The sequence below is a fragment of the Promicromonospora sp. MEB111 genome (genome assembly GCF_030209445.1).
Taxonomy (GTDB): Bacteria; Actinomycetota; Actinomycetes; order Actinomycetales; family Cellulomonadaceae; genus Promicromonospora.
Window position 1 is genome coordinate 137,062 of the sequence record NZ_JARVSD010000006.1, and the last position, 24,059, is coordinate 161,120.

Here is a 24,059-nt window from a genome sequence, read left to right on the forward strand (position 1 = left end):
AGTGAGCGCCACCCTATCCCTACCTACCAAGCACTCGGTAGGTAGGGGTTCCTCGTACCCGTAGACTCGCTCGGATGACACGAGAAGCCGGGAGCACCAGGACGCGGCGTCCGCCCGCGGAGCGCCGGGCGGAGATCCTGCGCATCGCCATGGAGACGTTCGCGGAGCGCGGGTACCAGAGCGCGTCGCTCGCGGAGATCTCGGCGCGGGTCGGGCTGACCCAGGCCGGCGTGCTGCACTACTTCTCGTCCAAGGCCGGGCTGCTCACCGGCGTGCTCGACCTGCGCGACTCGACCGACATCGAGGAGCTCGGCAACGAGCGCCCCCGCGGCCTGGCGTTCCTGCGCCACCTCGTGGAGACCACGCGGCGCAACACCACGCGCGAGGGGATCGTGCGGCTCTACACCGTGCTCGCCGCGGAGAGCGTGACGGCCGAGCACCCGGCGCAGGAGTACTTCCGCGACCGGTACCAGGGGCTGCTCGCCCTCGTGGTCGAGGCGCTGGAGGAGGCCCGGTCCCTGGGTGAGATCGCGGACGACGTGGACACCGCGACGACCGCCCGGGTGATCGTGGCGACCATGGACGGCCTGCAGCTCCAGTGGCTGCTGGAGCCCGGCTCGGTCGACATGGCGCAGGCCACGGAGCTGGCGATCGTCCGGCTGATCGGTCGCGACCTGCCGCCCGCGCCGAGCCGCTAGGCGCTCGGCCCGGCGTTGCCGTCCGGCTCCGCGCCGTCGGGCTCCGCGCCGTAGGACGTCGCCAGGTCCGCCACGTCGTGGGCGTAGGACACCGAGCGGTTGTAGGCCCCCAGCGCCGCGGTCCAGCCGTCGTCGGTGGTCACGTCGCCGCCGCTCTCGCACAGGTAGTGCGCCGCGGTCAGCACCGCGTCGTCGATCTGGTGCGGGTCGGCCCGGCCGTCCAGGTTCCCGTCCTGCGCGTGGTCGCCCCAGGTGGTCGGGATGAACTGCATCGGGCCGACGGCGCGGTCCCACCGCACGTCGCCGTCGAGCTCGCCCTCGTCGGTGTCGAGGATCTCCATGACCCCCTCGCTGCCGTCCAGTGCGATGCCGATGATCGGCGGGCTCACCAGTCCGTCGGCATCGGTGCTCGCCCCGAGGTAGCTGCCGTGGATCGACTCCACCGCGCCGATGCCGGCGAGCGTGTTCCAGCCGAGGCCGCACTCCGGGAGGGTCTCGGCCAGCCGGAGCGACGCCCCGGCGTAGGCGGCCAGCGCCCGCCGCGGGATCCCCGTGCGCTCCGCGGTGTCGCGCAGCCATTCCGGGTCGGCCAGGTCGGCGACCGGGACGGTGCTCCCGTCCCCGCCGGAGGCCCCGGACCCACCGTTCTCGCCGGACACGGGCACCCGCTGCGCCGGCGCGGGCGGGTAGTCCCGCTCCAGCACCTCGGGCCACGTCCTCCCGCCCGGGGAGCAGGCGGCCAACAGCAACGCAGCCGCGCAGACGACGGCCCCAGCTCGTGCTCTCACGGTGCTGACGCTACGGCCGGGCCGCGCCGATCCGGAAGCCCATGACAAGACCTCCCGCAAACGTGCGCTTTTCCGGCTGCCGCCCGGCCCGCCCCGGTCACCCCACCGGGCGGGTGTGCACGACCAGGACGGGGCACGGCGCGGCCCGCAGCACGGCGTCGGGCACGCTGCGCAGCATGCGGCCCAGCACCGAGGGGTGCCGGCGCCCGCCCACGACGACGAGGTCGTCCGGGGCCAGGTCCTCGAGCAGCGCGCCCGCCGGGTCGCCGCGCCGGATCGCCGTCGTGGACGTGACCTGCGGGTACTTCTCCGACCACCGGGCCACCTGGTCGGCCACCTCGGCCCGGGCCGCCTCGTGCCACGTCGCTGCGACGGGGTCCGCCTGGTAGAGCGCCGAGCTGATCGGGTCCGTGCCCGTCACGTGCACCACCTCCAGCGGGCAGCGGCGTGCGGCGGCCTCGGTGAACGCCGCGCCCAGCACGTCGGGCTCGTCGTCCCGGGCGATGCCCACGCGGATCCGGCGCGGGTCGCCGGTCGTCGCGCCCGCCGGCACCACGACCACCGCCCCCGGGGACGCCGCCGCCAGCGCCGACGACGTGGAGCCGAGCAGCACCCGGTCGAACGAGTCCAGCCCGCGGCGGCCCACCACCACGAGGTCGCAGGTCCGCGACCGCTGGCTCAGCACGTGCGCCGCGGTGCCGGGCAGGACCAGCACCTCGACGTCGCGGCCGCCCGGCCGGCGCCCGCCGAGCCGGGCGCGTGCCGCTCCCGCGGCCCGCTGGGCCTCGTCGCGGCCGTCCCGGATCGGGTCGCCCAACCCGGGTACGGGCGCGGCCGGCGTGGCATGGGTCGCCACCACCGTCAGACGCGCCTCGTGCACGTCAGCGGCGTGGGCCGCCCAGTCGAGCGCGGACAGGCTCTCCTGGGACCCGTCGACGCCGACGACGATGCCCCGGTACCAGGTGATGGTCATGATCGTGCTCCTTACCCCTCGCACTTCCTGTGCTCACCACCAGCACACCAGCCGCCGGCTGCGCCCGGCAGAGCCGGGAGACCCCGCCGTCCCGGGACGAAGGTCCCGCGTGCCGCTCCCCGCGCCCGCGCGCTAGCGTGGCCCCGGGAGGTGCCGATGGACCCGGTGAGTGCTCCACGCGACCGCACCGACGTGCTGCTCGAGGCGGTCGTCGGCGTCGGCCGCGGCCTGGACCTCGAGTCGTTGCTGCACCGCATCGTCGAGGCCGCCGTCTCGCTCGTCGACGCCCGCTACGGCGCCCTCGGGCTGCTCGGCGCCGACAACCGGATCGCCAGGTTCCTCACGGTCGGCCTGACCGACGACGAGGTGGCGGCGATCGGCCCGTACCCCACGGGCCGCGGCGTGCTCGGCGAGATGATCCGCCACCCCGTGCCGCTGCGGCTGGGGGACCTGTCCGCGCACGTCGCGTCGGTCGGGTTCCCCGCCCACCATCCGCCCATGCGCACCTTCGTCGGCATGCCGCTGAGGGTGCACGGCTCCCCGTTCGGCAACCTCTACCTCACGGACAAGCGCGGCGGGGGCGAGTTCACCGCCGAGGACGAGCGGGTGCTCGAGGCGCTCGCGGCCGCGGCGAGCGTGGCGGTGGAGAACGCCCGGCTGTACGACGTGGCGCGGCTGCGCGAGCGCTGGGCGCGGGCCAACGACCGGATCTCGCGCCACGTCCTGGCCGGGTCCTCGCCGCACGACGTGCTGACCCTGATCGCCAGCGAGGCGCGGGAGGTGGCCGACGCGGACGTGACGACGACCGCGGTGCCCGACCCCACGACCGGCCGCCTGGTGCTGCAGTCGGCCTCCGGGCTCGACACGGAGGCGAAGGTGGGGTCGGTGCTCGCCGCCGATGGCACGTTCGCCACCCTCACGTTGCGCACGGGCGTGCTGATGGTGACGGACGACGCGACGGCGGACGAGCGCGCCAGCCTGGCGCTGGACCTCCCCGGCGAGCTCGGCCCGCTCGCCGTCTGGCCGCTCGGCCAGCCGGGCAGCGCCCGGGGCGTCCTGGCCGCGGGCCGGCTCCGTGGCCGGCTGCCGTTCTCGTCGGTGGTGGTCGAGGCCCTGGGCGCGTTCGCCGCGCAGGCGGCCGTCGCGCTGGAGCTGGCGGAGGGGCGCGCCGACGCCGAACGGGTCTCCCTGCTGCGCGACCGGGAGCGCATCGCGCGCGACCTGCACGACCTGGCCATCCAGCGGCTGTACGCGACGGGCCTGTCGCTCGAGCGCGTGGCCCGGAGCGCGACCCCGGAGGTCGCCGAGCAGCTCACCAAGGCGGTCGACGAGGTGGACGAGACCATCTCGCTGGTGCGGACGACGATCTACCGGCTGCAGTCGGGGGAGCAGCCCGGCGGCGCGCACGCCCGCCGGGTGGGCCTGCGCGCCCGCGTGATCGCGGAGGTCGACGCGACGACGGCCGCGCTCGGGTTCACGGCCCGGCTGCGGTTCGAGGGAGCGGTCGACACCCTGGTCCCGCCCGACGTCGCCGAGCACGTCGTCGCCGTCCTGCGCGAGGCCCTGTCGAACGTCGGCCGGCACGCGCACGCGTCGCGCGCGGAGGTGTGCCTCGGCGTGGGGCACGACGTGGTGCTCACGGTGAGCGACGACGGCGTGGGCATCCCGCCGGACGCGACGCGCAGCGGCCTGCTCAACCTCGCCCGGCGCGCGGCCGAGTCGGGCGGCGTGCTCGTGGTCACACCGGTGAACCCGTCGGCCGTGCAGACCGGTACCCGCCTGGAGTGGCGGGTACCGCTGCCCCGGGACGAGACGCCGGAGCCCTGACCCCGCCGCCCCTGGCCGGGCCGCACGAGGCCGTCACGGGTGGTGGCGCTTGTCCTGCTCCAACCGGTCGGCGAGCACGGCGGCCTGGGCCCGCCGTTCGAGGCCCAGCTTGGCGAAGATGCTGGAGACGTAGTTCTTGACGGTCTTCTCGGCGAGGAACAGCTCGCTGCCGATCTGCCGGTTGGTCAGGCCGTGCCCGATGAGCGCGAGGATGCGCCGCTCCTGGTCGGTGAGCTGGGCGAGCGGGTCGGGCGCGTGGTGGGCGTCGGCCCGGAGCCGCTCCATGACGCGCGCCGTGGCGCGCGGGTCGAGCATCGACCCGCCCGAGGCGACGGTCAGCACGGCCTTGACCAGGTCGGTGCCCCGCACCTGCTTGAGCACGTAGCCGGCGGCCCCCGCGAGGATCGCGTCGTAGAGGGCCTCGTCGTCGGCGAACGAGGTGAGCATGAGGCAGGCCAGGTCCGGCATCTGCGAGCGCAGCTCCCGGCAGACCGTGACGCCGTCGCCGTCGGGCAGCCGCACGTCCAGGACCACGACGTCGGGCTCGGTGGCGGGCACCCGGGCCAGTGCCTCCCGCGCGGTCCCGGCCTCGCCCACCACGCGCACGCCCGGCTCGGACTCCAGCAGGTCGGCCACGCCGCGACGCACCACCTCGTGGTCGTCGACGAGGAACACCCGTACGTCCATGTGCCCCACCGTAGCCGCGGTGCCCGTCCCGGTCACGGCCGGGACGGGCACCGCGGGGTGCGTCGTCATCGCAGCGCGGGGAAGCGCTCGACCATGCGCCGGCGCGACCACCACCGGCCGAGGCCGATGGTGTCACCGGCCAGGAAGGCGGCCAGGCCGATGAGCAGGACCGCGTCGACGAGGTGGTAGTCCACGAAGGGGTTGTTCTCCAGCGGCAGCGATGCCATCCACATCAGCAGCATGAGCACGGCGCCGGCGCCGGCCGCGATCCGCATGCCGATGCCCAGGGCGAGCGCCAGGCCGATGCCGAGCAGGCCGAGCATGAACAGCCAGTCGACGACCGGGTTGCCGGCCATGGGGTTGAAGAACCCGGCGAAGGTGCCCTCGACGCCGCCGAGGAATCCGTCGGTGGGGGAGCCGCCCCTGATCCAGGCGTTCTCGGCGGGGGTCGAGCGGCCCCAGCCGAAGAGCTTGTCGCCGAACGCCCACAGGAACTCGACGGCGAGCAGCAGCCGGACGCCGGCGAAGGCGTACCGGGCGACGGCCTCGCTCGTGACGTGCGTGGTCGCTGCGGCGGCGGCTTCTCCCCGTGCGCCCGACCCGTGCGCCCACTCGGCGGAGCTGTGGCTGACGGAGCTCATGATGTCCTCCCGGTGGATGCGCCGGACCTCTTCCGGCGCCTGTCTCCACCATCCCGCCGGCCGGCCGTCCGCCGGCAGGGTCGCCGGGCCCACGCGGAGGGGACCTTGGTCCCGTTCGTTGAGGTCAGGGCGCTATCGGGTGCGGTTCGCGGCCAGGATCTCCTCCTGGTACGGCGCGACGACGGACCCCGACACGCGGCAGTCCAGGAGCAGGAAGCGCCGGTCGGTGACCGGCTCGGCGGCCCAGGCCGCCACCCGGTCCAGGTCGGCCAGCGAGCGCACGACCACGCCCTCGGCGCCCACGGCCCCGGCGAGAGCCGCGAAGTCCGTCTCGGGGATGAGCATCGGCTCCTCGGTGATGCCCTGCCGCCCGTACACGTGCACCTCGGCGCCGTAGGCGGCGTCGTTCCAGACGACGGCGATGCCGCGGCCGCGCGCGGTGCGCACGGCGGTCTCCAGGTCGGCCAGCGCCATCAGCCCGCCGCCGTCGCCGGTGGTGAGCACCACGGCGGCGTCGGGCCGGGCCGCGGCCGCGCCGGCGACGCTGGGGAAGCCCAGCCCGATGGACTGGTAGGCGGTGCCCACCATGACCATGCGGTCGGGGGAGGCGACGGGCCAGTACATGTTGGCCCAGCCGATGAAGTGCCCGCCGTCGGAGACGACCACGCGGTCGGCGGGCAGCAGGCCGGCGAGGCGGTGCGCGACGGTGCGGGGGTCGAGGCGCCCGTCGGGCGCGATCCCGTCCGCGGGGCCGGTCTCGTAGGTGCGGGCGGCGGCGACGTCGACCGTCTCGCGCCAGCCGGAGGGTTTGGCGCCCAGGGCGTGCAGCTCGTCCATCAGGGCGCGGGCCACGAGGGCCGCGTCGCCGCGGACGAACCCGCCGACGTGCCGGTGCGTGGCGGCGGGTGCGATGTCCACCTGGACCACGCGCGTGCCGGGTGCGAACAGCTCGCCGAACCGCATCGTGAACTGGTTGAGGGAGGCGCCCAGCACGACGGCGACGTCGGCCTCGCGGACCAGGTCCATCGCCCCCTGCGCGCCGAAGCCGCCCGCGACGCCGAGGTCGTACCGGCCGTCGGGGAAGACGCCGCGGCCCAGGGCCGTGGTGGTGGTCAGTGCCCCGGTGGTCTCGGCGAGCTCGCCGAGCACGGCGCCGGCCCCGGCGAGCCAGGCGCCGCGGCCCGCGAGCAGCAGGGGCCGCTCGGCGTCGGCCAGGTGCCGGGCCAGGTCGGTGATGGCGGCGGCGTCGAACGGGCCGGCCGGGGCCAGCGGCCGGGGGAGCACGGGTTCGGGTGCGTCCGGGATCGGCCCGGCGTCCAGGGCGGCGACGTCGTAGGGGATCGCCAGCACCACCGGCACCCGGTAGGTCAGGGAGTGCTCGATGGCGATCACGCTGGTGGCGGCGGCGTCCGCGCGGCCCACCGTATAGGTGCGCGCGCCGACGGCGGCCGCCAGGGCGATCTGGTCGACGTCCCAGGGGCGCGGCCCCGACGTCGGCTCGTCGCCCGTCAGGAGCACCAGCGGCACCCGGGCCTGGGCGGCCTCGGCGAGGGCCGTCAGGGCGTTGGTGAAGCCCGCGCCGTAGGTGGCGGTGGCGGCGGCGATGCGGCCCGACGCGCGGAAGTGGGCGTCGGCGGCGACCACACCGCCGGCCTCGTGCCGGACGGCGGTGAACCGCGCGGTCGTGGAGCGTTCGAGCGCGTCGAGGAACCAGGCGTTGCCGTTGCCCATGACGCCGAAGACATGGTCGACGTGGCGTGCGACGGTACGGGCGACGTGTGCGGACACGGTGGGCACGGAGCCTCCAGGGAAACAGTGACGGATGAGTGGTGCGGTCCGTATGTGTCCCGGGCGGGCCCGGCCAAGGGCCCGTCGCGCGCCCCTTTTTCGAGCGCAGGCGGTGTTGTCGGTGCTGTCCGCCTTGACGATGTGGAGTATATCCACGCGGCGGGGCCTTCCTGCCGTCCGGACGGGGATGGTCCCTGTCCGGACGGCAGGATCACTGCTGTGGGGTCACCGCCCCGAGAGCGGCGGCGTGATCTGGATGAGGGCCGAGGTGTTGTTCTGGAGGGCCTTCTTGAGGTGGATCACGGTGCCGTAGCCGACACCGTCGTCCTCCGGGTCCCCGGTGCCCGTGATGGCGCCGATGCCGAAGTCCTGCCCGAACAGCTCCGGCAGGAGCCGTCCGCGCTCGTCGACCATCCGCACCGTGTAGGGCGAGTTGTCGACGGACGGCACCACTGTCGACGCGTCGTTGTCCCGGTAGTACAGGCTGCCGTTGTCGTTCAGCTCGAGGCCGGGGTACCAGCCGTGGTCGTCGGTGAACGTGCGCACCGGCGCCTGGGCCCGGAAGTCCGTGCAGAACTCCTCGGTGGTGTCCGTACCCGTGATGCACTCGGTGAACGGGTACGTCGGCTTGAGGCCGAACGCCACGTTCGACGACTGCGCGCGGGACGGGATGTTCTTCAGCACCGACGTGTCCGGCGTGGCCGAGTCGTCGCGGCGCAGCGGGTCGAAGTGGCTGTCCACCAGCAGCAGGCCGCCCTTCGGCCCGGTGCTCGGGAGCGCCGACAGGTTGCTCAGCACCAGGTTGGCGTTGCCGTACGTGGTGTCCCGGTACCAGACGAGCATGCCGGGCGCGTTGTACGCGATCTTCTCGACCTTCCACGCGTCGGTCTGCGGCGCCGCGTAGGTGGAGTCGTACCCGTACTTCAGGCCCTTGTCGAAGCCGTCCAGGTTGCGCCACTCCACCAGGTAGTACTGCGCCTGGACCGACGAGCCGGACGTGGTGTGCCAGCCGGCACCGGTGGTGTCGACGAACGTCGTCGCCTCGGCGGTCCAGCCCGGGTCCGTCGTCTCCACGTCGTCGCTCCACACGACCGTGTCACCGCTCGTGAGCTCGAAGTCGTCGGAGAACCATCCGCGCTCCTGGAAGGCGGCGTCCGTGGCGTAGCGCAGACGGACGTCCACCGTGGTCCCGGCGAACTGCGACAGGTCCACGTTGAGGTGGGCCCAGCCGTCGGTGGAGCCGGTCAGGCCGTACTTCTTGTCGCCGAAGTCGGCCATGCGGCCGTTCGGGTCCGCGTACCCGTCCGGTGTGGTGACCTCGACGCCCGCGTCGTCGACGATCTTCTGCTCCGCCCAGGTGGCGCCGCCGTCGGTCGAGACCTCGACGAAGCCGTAGTCCCAGTCCTCCTCGATCACGTAGTCGGCCCAGAAGGAGAACGTGGCGTCGGCCGGGACCTCGACGGTGCGCGAGAGGCGTGCGTCGGCCCAGTCCTGGTCGGCACCGGAGTACCACATGTTCTCGCCGCTGTGCGGCGTGCCCAGCGTGATCTGCTTGTCCGGCAGGTTGACCTTGACGCCGTCCTCGGTGCCCTTCAGCGGGCGGGACGCCTGGCCCACCTTGATCGTGGTCCGGTCGTCTCCCGGGTTGACCTCGACCGGGTCCACCCAGCCCAGCACCCACTTGTCCCAGATGCCCATGTGCGTGGGCATCGACTGGAAGATGGGGCCCGAGTGCGAGCCGGAGCTCATCAGGTCCCAGAAGTCGACGTCGGAGTCGCCGCCGCTGCCCGTGTCGTACAGGTCGGGCAGACCCAGGTCGTGGCCGTACTCGTGGGCGAACACGCCGACGCCGGAGTCCTCCGGCTGCACGATGTAGTTGGAGAGCTTCAGGTCGGTGCCCGGGATGTCGGCGCCGCCCGCGACGGCCGACGAGTGGGCCCAGATGGCGTAGGTGCCCTGTTCGCCACCGCCGCCCGACTTGTCCTCACCCGCGTGGACGAGCACCACGTGGTCGATCACGCCGTCCGGCTCGTAGACGTTGCCGTCGTCGTCGCGGTCGGCCTGGTCCTCGATGTCGTAGTCGGCCCACGGGAAGTCGGGCTGCAGCTCGGCGAGCGCCGCCACGGCGTCGATGGGCAGCTGGCCCGCCCCGAGCGGGTTGTCGGGGTGGCCGTTCATGGACTGGTAGGCGCCGGCCTCCCACTCGCCCTCGTCGTTCAGGAAGCAGCGCTGCGCGCCGTAGTACCCCTCGGAGTGCGGCACCTTGACCCACGGCGTGGCCTCGCCCGAGACGGTGTAGGCGCCGCGCGACATCTCCTCGTACATGTTCTTCATGGTGTAGCCGGAGATGTCGATGCCACGCCTGCCGTCCGGCCCTCTGAGGTCCGGGCGGACACGCTGGGTGATGCCCCTGTCGGTGAAGAGCATCTTGTTGAAGTGCTCGGACGAGAAGTCCGCGACCCACATCGAGTTGTTGTCCGGCTGCGACGCGTCGGCCGGGTTCGGGATGTTGTTGTGCAGCGGGCCGTTCTGGACGTTGCCCGGCATGCACTCCGAGGAGCCCCAGTAGGTGGGCACCATCTGGTCGGTGAAGTCGTCGTTCGCGTTCTCGTCGAACTCGACCAGGATCGTCAGGAGCTTGGCCTCCTGGGTCTGCGGAGCACGCTTGTACCGCGAGTGCTTGATGTCCCGGGGGCTCGAGCCGGTGACGACCGCCTCGTTCTCGAGCTCCGCCAGCTTCCCTGCCGCCGCCGGGTTGCCGCCGGCGAACTTCTCGTCGATCTCGTCGGAGGCGGCCTGGACGGAGGCGTCCACTCCGACCCCGTTCTTCCCCCTGGCCCGGTGGACGACGGTGCTGCCGTCGGCCGTGAGCTCGACGTCGTCGTCGATCTCGGGCTGTGCGGCGACGTCCGCGTAGTTGATGTAGTGCTCGGAGCTTCCGATGGAGGGCGCATCGCTGGCGGCCGATGCCGTCGACGTGCCTCCGGTCGCGGCGAGCCCGGCGACGGTGAGCGCGAGCACGGGTATCGCGGCCACCGTACGCCGCAGCGCACGGGGTGTAGGTGTTCTCATGCTTTCTCCCAGGTCAGGCCGTCGACAGGGGTGTGCGACGGCAGAGGCAGAAGGCCACGGGAAAGTGGCGGCGCCCGCATGCCTACCGGAAATCGACCTATAAAGAAAGCAAATCCTGATGTTTTCGTCCATTGGTGGACGAATTCACCCGCAGGATTTATCAGGCGTTCTTCGGGGTCGTCGGGGTGTGCTGCGGCAGCAGCGCCCCGGCGAGGAACGCGCTGAGCTCGTCGCGCGCGCTCAGCGGCAGCACGGCGGCCACGTACTGGTCCGGCCGGACCACGACGACGGCGCCGCCGCGGTCGATCCCGCGCAGCTCGAAGATGTCGTGGCTCGGGTCGGTCGCGTAGACCTTCTCGTGGTCGACCAGCCCGAACGGGCCGACCCGGGGCCGGAACACCTCGGGCACGTCGGCGAACTCCACGCCGAAGTGGTCCTGCTGGTAGACGACCTTGACGTCGAGCACGGCGTCCGGGTCGCCGTCGGGCGGGGTGTGCCGCAGCAGGGGCGAGCCGGGCGCGGTGCCGAGCCAGTGCGCCCAGTCGCGCAGCGCCGAGGGTTCGGCGGGCGCGGCGGCGTCGGCGAACGCGTAGACGCGCCACCGCCCGTCGGCGCGGGCGTGGTGGCCCAGGTGGGCGGGGTTGCCCTCGGCCACGCGCTCGACGGGGGCCGACTTGAACCGCTTGCCGACCGGGAAGCCGGTCGCGAGCCCCTGGTGCTCGGCGTCGCCCACGATCATGGAGGGCTGGTACTGCGTCATGAACCCGCAGGGAAACTCGGCGGTCTTGACGTAGAAGTCCTCGAGGTAGGTCGGGTCGGGCAGGTCCTCGGGCCGTGTCGCCATGAGACGTGACCACTCCCGGTCGAAGTCGATGAGCTCCTGGGCAACGACCTGCCGCTCGGCCGAGTACGTGGCCAGCAGCGCCTCGGGGGCCAGGCCGGTGAGCACGTGCGCCAGCTTCCAGGCGATGTTCCACCCGTCCTGCATGGACACGTTCATGCCCTGCCCGGCCTTGGCGCTGTGCGTGTGGCAGGCGTCGCCGGTCAGGAACACCCGCGGCGTGCGCGTGCCGGTCAGGCCGGCGGGCACGTCGTCGAACCCGTCGGTGACGCGGTGGCCCACCTCGTAGACGCTGTGCCAGGGCACGTCCTTCACGTCCAGCGAGTAGGGGTGGAGGATGCGGTTCGCCCGCGCGATGATCTCGTCCAGCGTGGTGGCGCGGACGCGGGCGCCCTCGCCGGGCGGTACCTCGCCGAGGTCGACGTACCAGCGGGCCAGGAACCCGCCCTCGCGGGGGATGAGCAGGATGGACCCGCCGTCGTGGGACTGGATGGCGCACTTGGTGCGCACGTCGGGGAAGTCGGTCACGGCCAGCACGTCCATCACGCCCCAGGCGTGGTTGGCCTTGTCGCCCACCGGCTTGCGGCCGATGGCCTGCCGCACGGCGCTGTGCGCGCCGTCGGCCCCGACGACGTAGCGGGCGCGGACGGTGCGCTCGGTGCCCTCGCGCGGCCCGGACGTGTGGCGGAGCGTCACGGCGACGGGCTCGGCGGGTGTCTCGGGGACGGTGAGCCCGGTGACCTCCAGGCCGTAGTCGGGGGTCACGCGCGCGGGCGCCCGGGCCGCCACCTCGGCGAAGTGGTCGAGCACCCGCGCCTGGTTGACGATCAGGTGCGGGAACTCGCTGATCCCGTCGGGGTCGTCGGGCGGCACGGCGGCGCGCGCGATGTTGCGCGGGCCGGCGGGGTCCGGCTTCCAGAACGCCATCTCGGTGATGCGGTAGGCCTCGGCGGTGATCCGCTCGGCGAACCCGAACGCCTGGAACGTCTCGACGCTGCGCGCCTGGATGCCGTCGGCCTGGCCCATCTCCAGGCGCCCGGCCCGCCGCTCCACGACGTGCGTGCGGATGCCGGGGAACTGCGCGAGCTGCGCCGCCGCGATCATGCCCGCGGGCCCGCTGCCGACGATCAGCACGTCGACCTCGTCCGGCAGCTCGGCGGGCCGGTCGATCCCGTACCCGGCGGCCGGCAGCACGTGCGGGTCTCCGGTCACGTAGCCGTGGTGGTGGAACTGCATCGTTCGTCCGTTCTGCCCGTGGTCGGCGACGTTGCCGGGCCCATCCAGACCATATACGATCTGTGATACGAAGCACCAGAGAGCAAGGGAGCTCATGGGTACCGAAGCGCAGGCGCCGCTCGACCGCCGGCCGGGCAAGATCGTCGCCGTCCACCTCGCGTACGCCTCCCGTGCCGACCAGCGCGGACGACGGCCCGCCGCCCCCTCGTACTTCCTCAAGCCCGCGAGCTCGCTCGCCACGACGGGCGGCGTGGTCGAGCGGCCCGCGGGCACCGAGCTGCTTGCCTTCGAGGGCGAGGTGGCGCTGGTGATCGGCGAGCCCGCCCGGCACGTGGCCGTCGAGAACGCCTGGGCGCACGTCGCCGCCGTCACCGCGGCGAACGACCTCGGCGTCTACGACCTGCGCTGGGCCGACAAGGGCTCCAACGTGCGCTCCAAGGGGCGCGACGGGTACACGCCGCTCGGCCCCGCGCTGATCGACGCGCGCGCGGTGGACCCGGCCGGGCTGCGCCTGCGCACCTGGGTCAACGGCGACCTGGTGCAGGAGGACACGACCGGCCCGGACGCGCTGCTGTTCCCGTTCGCCCGGATCGTGGCCGACCTGTCCCAGCACCTCACGCTGGAGAGGGGCGACGTGATCCTCACCGGCACGCCCGCCGGGTCCAGCGTCGTGGTGCCCGGCGACGTGGTCGAGGTGGAGGTCGACGCCCCGACGGCGCCCGGCGCGCCGACGTCCGGCCGCCTGGTCACCACGGTGGTGCAGGGCGAGGTGCCGTTCACCGACGTCGGCGCGGGCCCCCGGGTGGACGACGCCCAGCGGGCCGACGCGTGGGGCAGCCGGGAGGCGGCAGGGCTGGCCCCCGAGCCCGAACCGTTCGTGCTGACCGACGAGCTGCTCGACCTGCTGCGCCGCGCACCGGTCGCCGGGCTCTCCGCCCAGCTCCGCAGGCGTGGCCTCGACAACGTGATCATCGAGGGCGTGCGGCCCACCGTGCCGGGCGCCACGGTCGTGGGCCGCGCCCGCACCCTGCGCTTCGTCCCCAACCGGGAGGACCTCTTCGCGTCCCACGGCGGCGGGTACAACGCGCAGAAGCGCACGTTCGACGCCGTGGGCCCCGGCGAGGTGATCGTCATCGAGGCGCGCGGCGAGACCGGGTCGGCCACGCTCGGCGACGTCCTCGCGCTGCGCGCCAAGGTGCGCGGGGCCGCGGGCGTGGTCACCGACGGCGGCGTGCGCGACCACGACGCCGTCGCCGCCACGGGGCTGCCCGTCTTCAGCCGCGGGCCGCACCCCGCGGTGCTCGGCCGCCGGCACGTGCCCTGGGACACCGACGTCGCCGTGGCCTGCGGCGGCGCCACCGTGCTGCCCGGCGACGTCGTGGTGGGCGACGCGGACGGCGTCGTCGTCATCCCGCCGCACCTGGTCGCCGAGGTCGCCGCGGCGACCGTCGCCCAGGAGGAGCAGGACGCCTGGGTGGCGCAGCAGGTCGCCGCGGGGCACCCGATCGACGGGCTGTTCCCGCCGGACGCGACCTGGCGGGCGCGCTACGAGGCCTGGCGGGCGACGCGATGACGGCCGAGAGCGGCACCGCGTCGGCCGTCGAGACCGCGTTCGCCGGCGAGATCAGCAAGTCCCAGGCGGCCTACACCTACCTGCGCGACCGGATCGCCCGCCGCGACCTCGGCCCGGGCTACCGGCTGGTGCTGCGCAGCATCGCCGACGAGCTCGACATGAGCGTGGTCCCCGTGCGCGAGGCCATCCGGCGGCTGGAGGCCGAAGGGCTGGTGACCTTCGAGCGCAACGTCGGGGCGCGCGTCGCGATGATCGACGAGCGGGGATACGTCGAGGCCATGCAGGCGCTCGGCGTGGTCGAGGGCGCCGCGACCGGCCTCTCGGCCCCCGCCATCTCGGCCGCGGACCTCGACCGGGCCGCCGAGGTGAACGACCGGCTGCGCTCGCTGCTGGACCACTTCGACCCGCACGCGTTCACAGCCCTGAACCGGCAGTTCCACTCGGTGCTGTTCGAGTCGTGCCCCAACACGCTGCTGCTGGACATGGTGCACCGCGGCTGGGCCCAGCTCTCGGGGCTGCGCGACTCCACGTTCGCGTTCGTGCCGGGGCGGGCGCACGACTCCGTGGCCGAGCACGCCCACATCCTCGACCTGATCGGCCGCAGGGCCGACCCGCTCGAGATCGAGATCGCCGCGCGCGACCACCGCTGGGCCACCATGCAGGCCTTCCTCGACTCGACCCGAACCCCGGAGACACCGTGACCGACCAGCCCACCCGCCACGTGCCCGCCGACCTGCCGGGCCGCATCCAGCACTACATCGGCGGCGCGCTCGTCGACTCGCTCGACGGCCGCACGTTCGACGTGCTCGACCCGGTGACCAACGAGGTCTACGTGCGGGCGGCGGCGGGCCAGGCCGCCGACGTCGACCGCGCCGTCGCCGCGGCGCGCACGGCGTTCACCGACGGGCCGTGGCCCCGGATGCTGCCGCGCGAGCGCTCCCGCGTGCTGCACCGGATCGCCGACCTCGTCGAGTCCCGCGACGCGCGGCTGGCGGAGCTGGAGAGCTTCGACTCCGGCCTGCCGATCACCCAGGCGCTGGGCCAGGCCCGGCGGGCCGCGGAGAACTTCCGGTTCTTCGCCGACCTGGTCGTGGCCCAGGCGGACGACGCGTTCAAGGTGCCCGGCCGGCAGCTCAACTACGTCAACCGCAAGCCGATCGGCGTCGCGGGCCTCATCACGCCGTGGAACACGCCGTTCATGCTGGAGTCCTGGAAGCTCGGGCCCGCGCTCGCGACCGGCAACACGGTGGTGCTCAAGCCGGCCGAGTTCACGCCGCTGTCGGCGTCGCTGTGGGCGGGCATCTTCGAGGAGGCCGGGCTGCCCGAAGGGGTGTTCAACCTCGTCAACGGCCTCGGCGAGGAGGCGGGCGACGCGCTGGTCCGGCACCCCGACGTGCCGCTCATCTCGTTCACGGGGGAGAGCCGCACCGGCGAGCTGATCTTCGCCAACGCCGCGTCGCACCTCAAGGGGCTGTCGATGGAGCTGGGCGGCAAGTCGCCCGCCGTCGTGTTCGCCGACGCCGACCTGGACGCCGCGATCGACGCGACGATCTTCGGCGTCTTCTCGCTCAACGGCGAGCGCTGCACCGCGGGCAGCCGCATCCTGGTCGAGCGCGCGGTCTACGACGAGTTCGTCGAACGGTACGCCGACCAGGCCAAGCGTGTGGTGGTGGGCGACCCGCAGGACCCGGCCACCGAGGTGGGCGCGCTGGTGCACCCCGAGCACTTTGCCAAAGTGATGGGCTACGTGGAGATCGGCAAGGGCGAGGGCCGCCTCGTGGCGGGCGGCGGGCGCCCGGCGGGCCTGGAGAGCGGCAACTACGTGGCGCCGACCGTCTTCGCGGACGTGCCGCCGTCGGCCCGGATCTTCCAGGAGGAGATCTTCGGCCCGGTCGTGGCGATCACGCCGTTCGACACCGACGAGGAGGCGCTCGCGCTGGCCAACGGCGTGCGGTACGGGCTGGCCGCCTACGTGTGGACCAACGACCTGCGGCGCGCGCACACCTTCAGCCAGGCGATCGAGGCGGGCATGGTCTGGCTCAACTCGAACAACGTGCGCGACCTGCGCACGCCGTTCGGCGGGGTCAAGGCCTCCGGCCTCGGGCACGAGGGCGGCTACCGCTCGATCGACTTCTACACCCACCAGCAGGCCGTGCACGTCACGCTCGGCGCGGCGCACCACCCCACGTTCGGCAAGGGAGCCTGACGCCATGCCTGGACCGACCCCGACCGAACCGATTCCGACCCCTGTCGCGCCGCCGCCGGACATCCTGCGGTGTGCCTACATGGAGCTCGTGGTCACCGACCTGGCCGCCTCCCGGAACTTCTACGTCGACGTGCTCGGCCTGGTGGTCACCGAGGAGGACGAGCAGGCCGTGTACCTGCGCAGCATCGAGGAGTTCATCCACCACAACCTCGTGCTGCGCCAGGGTCCGGTGGCCGCCGTCGCCGCCTTCTCCTACCGGGTGCGCAGCCCGCAGGAGCTGGACCGGGCCGTCGCGTTCTACACCGAGCTCGGCTGCGAGGTCCGCCGCGCGCCGGAGGGCTTCACCCGCGGCATCGGCGACGCGGTGCGCGTGGTGGACCCGCTCGGCTTCCCGTACGAGTTCTTCTACGACGTGGAGCACGTCGAACGGCTCGCGTGGCGGTACGACCTGCACACCCCGGGTGCGCTGGTGCGCCTGGACCACTTCAACCAGGTCACCCCGGACGTGCCGCGCGCGGTGAGGTTCATGGAGGACCTGGGCTTCCGCGTCACCGAGGACATCCAGGACGCCGAGGGCACCACCTACGCCGCGTGGCTGCGCCGCAAGCCCACCGTGCACGACACCGCGATGACCGGCGGCGACGGCCCCCGGATGCACCACGTCGCCTTCGCCACCCACGAGAAGCACAACATCATCGCGATCTGCGACAAGCTCGGCGCGCTGCGCCTGAGCGACCGCATCGAGCGCGGGCCGGGCCGGCACGGCGTGTCCAACGCCTTCTACCTGTACCTGCGCGACCCGGACGGGCACCGCGTGGAGATCTACACGCAGGACTACTGGACGGGCGACCCCGACAACCCCGTGGTCACCTGGGACGTGCACGACAACCAGCGCCGCGACTGGTGGGGCAACCCCGTGGTGCCCTCCTGGTACACCGAGGCGTCGCCCGTGCTCGACCTGGACGGCGTCCCGCAACCGGTCGTCGCCCGCACCGACACCTCCGAGATGGCCGTGACGATCGGCGCGGACGGGTTCTCCTACACGCGCCCGGAGGACGCCTCCCGCGCGCAGGACGACGCCGACGTGCTGCCCTCCTGGAAGCAGGGCGAGTACAAGCTGGGGCACCAGCTGTGACGGGGGAGCGCGTGCTCGACGACGCGACCGTCACCGCGATCGCCGACGAGCTGGCCCGCGCGGAGGCCGAACGCACCACCGTGCCGCTCCTGACGGCGCGCCACCCCGGCATGACGATCGAGGACTCCTACGCCGTGCAGAACACCTGGCGCCGGCGCGGCATCGAGGCCGGACGGCGCCCGGTGGGCCGCAAGATCGGGCTCACCTCGAAGGTCATGCAGGCGGCCACCGGCATCACCGAGCCGGACTACGGCGCGATCTTCGCCGACATGGTGTTCGAGAACGGGTCGGTCATCGAGCATGCCCGGTTCTCGAACGTGCGGGTCGAGGTGGAGCTCGCCTTCGTGCTGGGCGAGCGCGTGGCCGGGCCGGACGCCACGGTGTTCGACGTGCTGCGGGCCACCGAGTACGTGGTGCCCGCGCTGGAGATCCTGTCCTCGCGCATCGAGCTGACCGGCCGCACCATCGTCGACACCATCAGCGACAACGCCGCGATGGGCGGCATGGTCTACGGCGGCAACCCGGTGCGCGTCGGGGAGACCGACCTGCGCTGGGTCGCCGCGCTGCTGTACCGCAACGAGGTCATCGAGGAGTCGGGCGTCGCCGCAGCGGTGCTGAACCACCCTGCTGCCGGCGTGGCCTGGCTCGCCAACAAGCTCGCCCGGCACGGCGCGGCGCTGGAGCCCGGCGAGATCATCCTGGCCGGCTCCTTCACACGACCGATGTGGGTGGAGCCGGGGGACACCGTGCTGGCCGACTACCGAGAGCTGGGGACCGTCTCGTGCCGATTCGTCTGACCCTCCCGCCCACGTTCCGGGACCGTATCGAGGCCGCCGGCCGGCCGCTGGCCGGCATGTGGGTGTGCTCCGGCAGCCCCGTGGTCGCCGAGATCTGCGCGGGCGGCGGACTGGACTGGCTGCTGATCGACGGCGAGCACTCGCCGATCGGCCTGGAGACCACCACGGCCCTGCTCCAGGCGGTCGCGCCGTACCCGGTCACCCCGGTGGTGCGGGCGCCGTCGGGCGATCCCGTGGTGCTCAAGCAGCTCCTCGACCTGGGCGCGCAGAACGTGCTGGTGCCCATGGTCGACACCGCCGAGCAGGCCCACGACGTGGTGCGGGCCGTGCGCTACCCGCCCCGCGGCGTGCGCGGCGTCGGCAGCGCGCTGTCCCGCGGCGCGCGCTGGAACCGCGTCGAGGACTACCTCGCCGACGCCGACCGGCACGTCTCGCTGTTCGTGCAGGTCGAGTCGGTCGAGGGCGTCGAGAACGCGGCGCGGATCGCCGGCGTCGACGGGGTGGACGGCGTGTTCGTGGGCCCCTCCGACCTGGCCGCGTCCCTGGGCGTGCTCGGGCAGCAGACCCACCCGGCCGTCATCGCCGCCGTGCACCGCACCTTCGACGCCGTGCGCAGCGCGGGCAAGCCCGTGGGCGTCAACGCCTTCGACCCCGCCGTCGCCCAGGCCTACCTGGACGACGGCGCGTCGTTCGTGCTCGTCGGGGCCGACGTCGCCCTGCTCGCCCGGGGTGCGGAGGCGCTCGCGGACCGGTGGACCGGACCCCGTCCGGCGCAGGACGCCGGGTAGCGTTCGGTCCATGCGTCTGGGCGTCCTCGACATCGGTTCCAACACGGGTCACCTGCTGGTGGTCGACGCCCACGGCGGCGCCGCGCCGCTGCCCGCGTCGTCGTACAAGGAGCCGCTGCGGCTCGCGGAGCACCTGGACGACGCCGGCGCCGTCGGCCCGGCGGGCGTGGACGCCCTCGTGGAGTTCACGGCGCAGGCCGTGCGTGTCGCGGAGGACCGCGGCTGCGCGGAGACGCTGGCGTTCGCGACGTCCGCGGTGCGCGAGTCGGTGAACGCCGAGGAGGTGCTCCGGACCGTGCAGGAGCGCACCGGGGTGCTCCTGGAGGTGCTCAGCGGCGCGGACGAGGCCCGGCTCACGTTCCTCGCGGTGCGCCGGTGGTTCGGCTGGTCGGCCGGCCGGCTCGCCGTGTTCGACATCGGCGGCGGCTCCCTGGAGATCGCCGGCGGCGCCGACGAGGCGCCCGACGCCGCCTGGTCGCTCCCGCTGGGCGCCGCGCGCCTGGCCCGCACGCACTTCGGCGCGGCACCCGACGCCGGGGCGCTGCGCGCCCTGCGCCGAGACCTGCGCGCGGACATCGCGCGCAACGCCGGTGACCTGCTGCGCTCCGGCCGCCCCGACCGCGCGGCCGCGACCTCGAAGACGTTCCGGTCGCTCGCCCGGATTTGCGGCGCCGCGCCCGCGGGGGACGGGCCGCTCGTGCCGAGGACGTTGCGGCTCGACGACCTGCGCGAACGGATGGGCGAGCTGGTCCGGACGGCGCCCGCCGACCTGGCCGGGCTGCCCGGCGTCTCGCCGAGCCGGGCCCACCAGATCGCGCCCGGCGCGTTGGTGGCGGAGGCCTGCATGGACGTGTTCGACCTGCCGGAGCTGGAGATCTGCCCGTGGGCGCTGCGCGAGGGCGTGATCCTGGAGCGCCTGGACCTCATGCCCCACCTCGCGGCCGGCTGATACCGCACCGCATGGCCGACCGAGGACGTCCCGGGCGGATACTGGCGGCATGCCCGTTGTCACGAGCCCCGTCGAGCGCCTGCGCGCCCGGGTGGGCGACGCCCTGTTCACGCGGGTCGCCGGGCCCCGGGGGTACGAGGCGCGCGACCGCATCCACCTCACGCCCGGCCCGCGCTGGTTCGCGCCCGGCAGCCCGATCCGCCGGGTGCACGCCGACTCGGCGACGTTCGCGGGCGGCCTGCGGGCGCTGCTGCTGCAGTCGCTGCACCCGCTGGCGATGGCGGGGGTGGCCGGCCACTCCGGCTACCGCGGCGACCCCTGGGGGCGGCTGGCCCGCACCTCCACGTTCCTGGCGACCACCACGTTCGCGACCGCGGACCACGCCCAGGAGATGGTCGACCGCGTGCGCGCGGTGCACGACCGGGTGCGGGGCCGGGCGCCCGACGGCCGGCCCTACCGCGCGAGCGACCCCCACCTGCTCACCTGGGTGCACGTGGCCGAGGCCGACTCGTTCCTGGCCGCCCACCAGCGCTACGGCGAGCGGCCGCTCAGCCCGGCCGAGGCGGACGAGTACGTGGCGCAGTCCGGCCGGGTGGCCCGCGCGCTCGGCGCCGTGGTGGTCCCGGAGACGGTCGCCGAGCTGGCCGAGTGCCTGCGGTCCTACCGCGACGAGCTCGTCGCCACGCCCGAGGCCCTCGACACCGCCCACTTCCTGCTGCGCGAGCCGCCGCTGCCCCGGGCCGCCCGCGGCCCCTACCGCCTGCTCGCCGCCGGGTCGGTGGCGCTGCTGCCCGCCTGGGCGCGCGCCGAGCTGGGCGTCGAGACCTGGTTCAGCCGGAACCTCGGCGGACCCGCCGGGGCGGTCGCGGTCCGGGGCGTGCGGTGGGGACTGGGCTCCGCCGGAGGCCGGGAGCGCTGGGCCTCAGTAGCCTGAGGACATGGCGAGCGACCCCGACGTCCCCGACGCCTTCGACGTGTACACGGTCGTGGTCCTGCGGCGTCCGCCCGACGCCCCCGACATCACGGACGACGCCCTCACCGAGCTCCAGGCGCGCCACCTCGCCTACCGGGCCGACCTGCGGCGCCGGGGCGTGCTCGTGGTGAACGGGCCGTTCGACCTCCGCAGCGACCCGTCGTACCGCGGGATGTCGATCTTCGCGTGCTCCCCGGACGAGGCCGCCCGGCTGTCCGACGGCGACCCGTCCGTCGCGGCGGGCCGGCTCGTCCACGACGTGCTGGAGTGGTGGGTCGCCGCCGGCTCGCTCGCGTTCCCGCTCGCGGCCGGCCCGGTGGGGGACCGCCGCAGCATGCCGGACGACTGAGCGCCCGGGCACGGTCGTACCGTGCCCGGGCGCCGTCGTCAGCGAGGGGCGCTCACTCCACGCCGAGCGCCGCGACCGGCGACGTGCGGACGGCCGCCCGCGCCGGGACCACGGAGGCGAGGAGGCCGGCGACGAGGGCCACGGCCAGGACCAGCGCGATGTCCGTCCACGGCACGGCGTACCGCACGTCACCCATCAGCGACAGGGCGGTGGCCGCGCCGGCCCAGCCGAACACCAGCCCGAGCACGATGCCGAGCACCGCGCCGACGCCGGCGATCAGCATGCCCTCGACCGCGAGCATGGCACGCAGCTGGTCCTTGCCGAGCCCGATCGCCCGCAGGGTCGCGGACTCCCGGGTGCGTTCGATGACCGAGAGGGACAGCGTGTTCGTGACGCCGATCAGGGCGATCACCACGGCCACGGCGAGCAGGCCCACCACGATGCCGAGGATCACGTCCACGACCTGCCGGAACTGCGCGGCCTGGGCCGCCGGGCCCATCACGAACGCCGCGCCGTCGACCTCCGCCACGGCGTCCTGCACGTCCGTGAGCACCGCCGCGGGGTCGGAGCCGTCGATGTGGGCCCAGACGTCGCTCCACGCGTCCTCACCGACGACCCGGTCCAGGTCCGCGGCCGTGATCATGCTGCTGAGCGGGTCGGCCGTGGTGATGACGACCGTCAGGTCGACGGCGCCGCCGGGACCCTCGACGGTGGTGCGGTCGCCCTCGGCGAGGTCCAGCGAGTCCGCGGCGTCCTGCGTCAGCAGGATCGAGCCCTCGGTCAGCCGCTCCGCCTCCTCGGCCACGTTCACGACGGCCGCCAGGTCGTGCGGGTCGGCGCCTGCGACCGACATGTCCTCCGCCCCGGCGAGCGTGACGGTCGTGTTCGTCACCAGCACGGTGTCGGTGACGCCGTCGGTGCCCGCGACGGCCCCGTGCACGTCCTCGACGTACCTCGGGTCGGACGGCGACGCGCTCACGTCGTACGGGAACGTCTCGTCGAGCAGGCTGTCCGCGGACATCCGTGCGCTCGCCGCCCCCGTGGACATCATGGTGACCAGCGTGACGCCGATGAGCAGCGCGGTGGAGGTGGCCGCCGTCCGCCGCGGGTTGCGCAGCGTGTTGGCGACGGCCAGGCGGGCCGCCGGGCCGGTGCGGGCCACGAGGCCGCCCAGGCCCGCCGCGACGCGCGGCAGCCACAGCACGGCGCTCAGCACGACGCCGAAGAACGCGAGCGAACCGCCGCCCACGGCGGCGATCAGGCCGAACTGCGGGCCACCGTTCATGCCGAGGGCCACGCCGATCGCGAGGCCCGCGAAGCCGCCGATGACGCACAGGATCGAGATCACCAGGCGGGCCCGGCCGGTGCGGGCGCGCAGCGTGGGCGCGTCCGAGGGGCGCAGCGCGGCCAGCGGCGCGACGCGCGTGGCCGAGCGGGCCGGGGCGAGCGCGGCCAGGACCGTCACGCCCACGCCGACGGCCAGCGGCAGCACGACCGCCTGCCAGGTCAGGGCGATGGTCGTGGGCAGCGGTACGCCGAGGTCGAACGACGGCGCGACGAGCAGCGCGATCTGCGCCAGCGCCGCGCCCGCCACGATGCCCGCCGCCGACGCGACGACGCCGAGGATCGCGGCCTCCAGCAGCACGCTGCGGTAGAGCTGGCCGGCGTCCGCGCCGATGCAGCGCAGCAGCGCCAGGGTGCGGGTGCGCTGGGCCACGAGCACCTGGAACGTGTTGGTGATGACCATGGCCGCGATCAGCAGCGCGATGGCGGCGAACGTCAGCACGAACACCAGGAAGACGAGGTCCTGGCCCCCGGTCTGCTCCGCCGTCCGCTCGGTCGCCACCTGCTCGACCGTCTGGACGGTCGCGTCGCCCGCGCCGTCGGAGAGGGCACCCTGGAGCGACTCGCGCAGCCCTGCCGGGACCTCGTCGCTCTCCAGCGGGGTGTCGAGCGCGACGAGCAGCTCGGTGACCGGGTCCGAGTAGGGCTCGGCCGCGTTCCAGGCGTCGAGGGTCGCGGCCGGGACCGCGGCGGCGCCGCCGTAGGAGGTGTAGGCGCCGTAGGGGTCCTCGGCGATGCCCGTCACGGTCAGCGTCTCGGTGACGTCCTTCGGGTCGCCGAGCTCCGCGGCCGGGTCGTCGGCCTGGCTCTCGGCCCAGCCGTCGGGGTAGACGGTCCGGTTCAGCGTCACGGTGTCGCCGACGGCGACCTCCATCCGCTCGGCGACCGTCGTGGACAGGGCCACCTCGCCGTCTGCCGTCGGCCAGGCGCCGTCGGTCAGCTCCAGCGGGGACAGGCGCGGGTCGGCGGGCACCGGGGCGAAGGCCTGGAAGCCGCCCTTGCCGCCGTTGCGCAGGTCGCCGAACCAGGTCGTGACCGGCTGGACGGCCGCGACGCCGTCGAGCGCGGCGACGGCCTGGACGTCACGGTCGGCGATCCCGTCGGTCTCGGTGCTCGGGCTGGTCACCACGACGTCGGCCCGCGCGTACCCGGCCGCGACCATGTCGTGGGTGGTGCCGTTGATGACGCCGCCGGCCAGGAGGGTCACGGTGACGAAGGCGGTGCTGATCAGGATGGCCACACCGGCGGCGGTGAGCCGTCCGGTGCTGCGGCGCATCTGCCCCAGGGTGAGGCGTGCGGTGGGGAAGGAGTTCGACATCACGCACCCGTCCGGGTGGGACCGGTGGTGACGGCGGGTTCGAGGGTGCGCAGGGCGTCCAGCCCGGCCATGGCGG

The 24,059-nt window shown here is 73.9% G+C and carries 19 protein-coding genes; 11 read left to right on the forward strand and 8 right to left on the reverse strand.

Annotation, left to right across the window (positions count from 1 at the left end; genetic code table 11):
- Positions 1-74: 74 nt before the first annotated feature.
- On the forward strand, positions 75-698 hold the full coding sequence (locus QRN56_RS06760; RefSeq protein ID WP_285102036.1) for a TetR family transcriptional regulator: 624 nt from the start codon (positions 75-77) through the stop codon (positions 696-698).
- Here the strand turns inward: QRN56_RS06760 and QRN56_RS06765 are convergent.
- Together QRN56_RS06765 and QRN56_RS06770 are read right to left on the reverse strand one after the other, a co-directional pair.
- Positions 695-1,486 carry a lytic transglycosylase domain-containing protein gene (locus QRN56_RS06765; protein WP_285102037.1) on the reverse strand — a complete coding sequence of 264 codons (792 nt, stop codon included), beginning with the start codon at positions 1,484-1,486 and terminating at the stop codon, positions 695-697. The genes QRN56_RS06760 and QRN56_RS06765 overlap by 4 nt on opposite strands.
- Before the next feature lie 97 nt (positions 1,487-1,583).
- Positions 1,584-2,459, reverse strand: a complete 876-nt coding sequence (locus tag QRN56_RS06770) for a universal stress protein (RefSeq protein ID WP_285102038.1) — start codon at positions 2,457-2,459, stop codon at positions 1,584-1,586.
- A gap of 156 nt (positions 2,460-2,615) precedes the next feature.
- Here QRN56_RS06770 and QRN56_RS06775 point away from each other — a divergent pair, with 156 nt between their 5' ends.
- Entirely contained in the window at positions 2,616-4,286 is a 1,671-nt protein-coding gene (locus tag QRN56_RS06775) for a sensor histidine kinase (RefSeq protein WP_285102039.1), read from the forward strand.
- Positions 4,287-4,319: 33 nt separating this feature from the next.
- Here QRN56_RS06775 and QRN56_RS06780 read toward each other — a convergent pair whose 3' ends face one another.
- From QRN56_RS06780 to QRN56_RS06800, 5 genes are all read right to left on the reverse strand, one after another.
- Entirely contained in the window at positions 4,320-4,973 is a 654-nt protein-coding gene (locus QRN56_RS06780; protein ID WP_285102059.1) for a response regulator, read from the reverse strand.
- Between the two features lie 65 nt (positions 4,974-5,038).
- A complete protein-coding gene (locus QRN56_RS06785; RefSeq protein ID WP_285102040.1) occupies positions 5,039-5,614 on the reverse strand; it encodes a hypothetical protein in 576 nt (191 codons plus the stop codon).
- Positions 5,615-5,746: 132 nt separating this feature from the next.
- Positions 5,747-7,411 (reverse strand): thiamine pyrophosphate-binding protein, encoded by a 1,665-nt coding sequence (locus tag QRN56_RS06790; protein ID WP_285102041.1) that lies wholly within the window; start codon positions 7,409-7,411, stop codon positions 5,747-5,749.
- A gap of 216 nt (positions 7,412-7,627) precedes the next feature.
- A complete protein-coding gene (locus QRN56_RS06795) occupies positions 7,628-10,474 on the reverse strand; it encodes an immune inhibitor A domain-containing protein (RefSeq protein ID WP_285102042.1) in 2,847 nt (948 codons plus the stop codon).
- Between the two features lie 160 nt (positions 10,475-10,634).
- Positions 10,635-12,551, reverse strand: a complete 1,917-nt coding sequence (locus QRN56_RS06800; protein WP_285102043.1) for an FAD-binding monooxygenase — start codon at positions 12,549-12,551, stop codon at positions 10,635-10,637.
- Positions 12,552-12,645: 94 nt separating this feature from the next.
- Between QRN56_RS06800 and QRN56_RS06805 the strand changes: the two genes are divergently transcribed.
- From QRN56_RS06805 to QRN56_RS06845, 9 genes are read left to right on the forward strand one after another with little or no spacing between them, the layout of a single operon-like run.
- Positions 12,646-14,124, forward strand: a complete 1,479-nt coding sequence (locus QRN56_RS06805; RefSeq protein ID WP_285102044.1) for a fumarylacetoacetate hydrolase family protein — start codon at positions 12,646-12,648, stop codon at positions 14,122-14,124.
- Positions 14,121-14,825 (forward strand): GntR family transcriptional regulator, encoded by a 705-nt coding sequence (locus tag QRN56_RS06810; RefSeq protein WP_285102045.1) that lies wholly within the window; start codon positions 14,121-14,123, stop codon positions 14,823-14,825. The genes QRN56_RS06805 and QRN56_RS06810 overlap by 4 nt, the downstream gene beginning before the upstream one ends.
- A complete protein-coding gene (hpaE, locus tag QRN56_RS06815; protein ID WP_285102046.1) occupies positions 14,822-16,330 on the forward strand; it encodes a 5-carboxymethyl-2-hydroxymuconate semialdehyde dehydrogenase in 1,509 nt (502 codons plus the stop codon). The genes QRN56_RS06810 and hpaE overlap by 4 nt, the downstream gene beginning before the upstream one ends.
- Positions 16,331-16,334: 4 nt before the next feature.
- Positions 16,335-17,465 carry a 3,4-dihydroxyphenylacetate 2,3-dioxygenase gene (gene hpaD, locus QRN56_RS06820; RefSeq protein ID WP_285102047.1) on the forward strand — a complete coding sequence of 377 codons (1,131 nt, stop codon included), beginning with the start codon at positions 16,335-16,337 and terminating at the stop codon, positions 17,463-17,465.
- Between the two features lie 11 nt (positions 17,466-17,476).
- Positions 17,477-18,262, forward strand: a complete 786-nt coding sequence (gene hpaH, locus QRN56_RS06825) for a 2-oxo-hept-4-ene-1,7-dioate hydratase (protein ID WP_285102060.1) — start codon at positions 17,477-17,479, stop codon at positions 18,260-18,262.
- A complete protein-coding gene (locus QRN56_RS06830) occupies positions 18,247-19,050 on the forward strand; it encodes an HpcH/HpaI aldolase family protein (protein ID WP_285102048.1) in 804 nt (267 codons plus the stop codon). The genes hpaH and QRN56_RS06830 overlap by 16 nt, the downstream gene beginning before the upstream one ends.
- 10 nt (positions 19,051-19,060) lie before the next feature.
- Positions 19,061-19,999, forward strand: coding sequence for a Ppx/GppA family phosphatase (locus QRN56_RS06835; protein WP_285102049.1), 939 nt, complete (start codon positions 19,061-19,063; stop codon positions 19,997-19,999).
- Between the two features lie 49 nt (positions 20,000-20,048).
- Entirely contained in the window at positions 20,049-20,933 is an 885-nt protein-coding gene (locus tag QRN56_RS06840) for an oxygenase MpaB family protein (protein WP_285102050.1), read from the forward strand.
- A 4-nt stretch (positions 20,934-20,937) separates the two neighbouring features.
- A complete protein-coding gene (locus QRN56_RS06845; protein ID WP_285102051.1) occupies positions 20,938-21,321 on the forward strand; it encodes a YciI family protein in 384 nt (127 codons plus the stop codon).
- Positions 21,322-21,373: 52 nt separating this feature from the next.
- Here the strand turns inward: QRN56_RS06845 and QRN56_RS06850 are convergent, their stop codons facing one another.
- Positions 21,374-23,983 (reverse strand): ABC transporter permease, encoded by a 2,610-nt coding sequence (locus QRN56_RS06850; protein WP_285102052.1) that lies wholly within the window; start codon positions 23,981-23,983, stop codon positions 21,374-21,376.
- Positions 23,984-24,059: the final 76 nt, after the last annotated feature.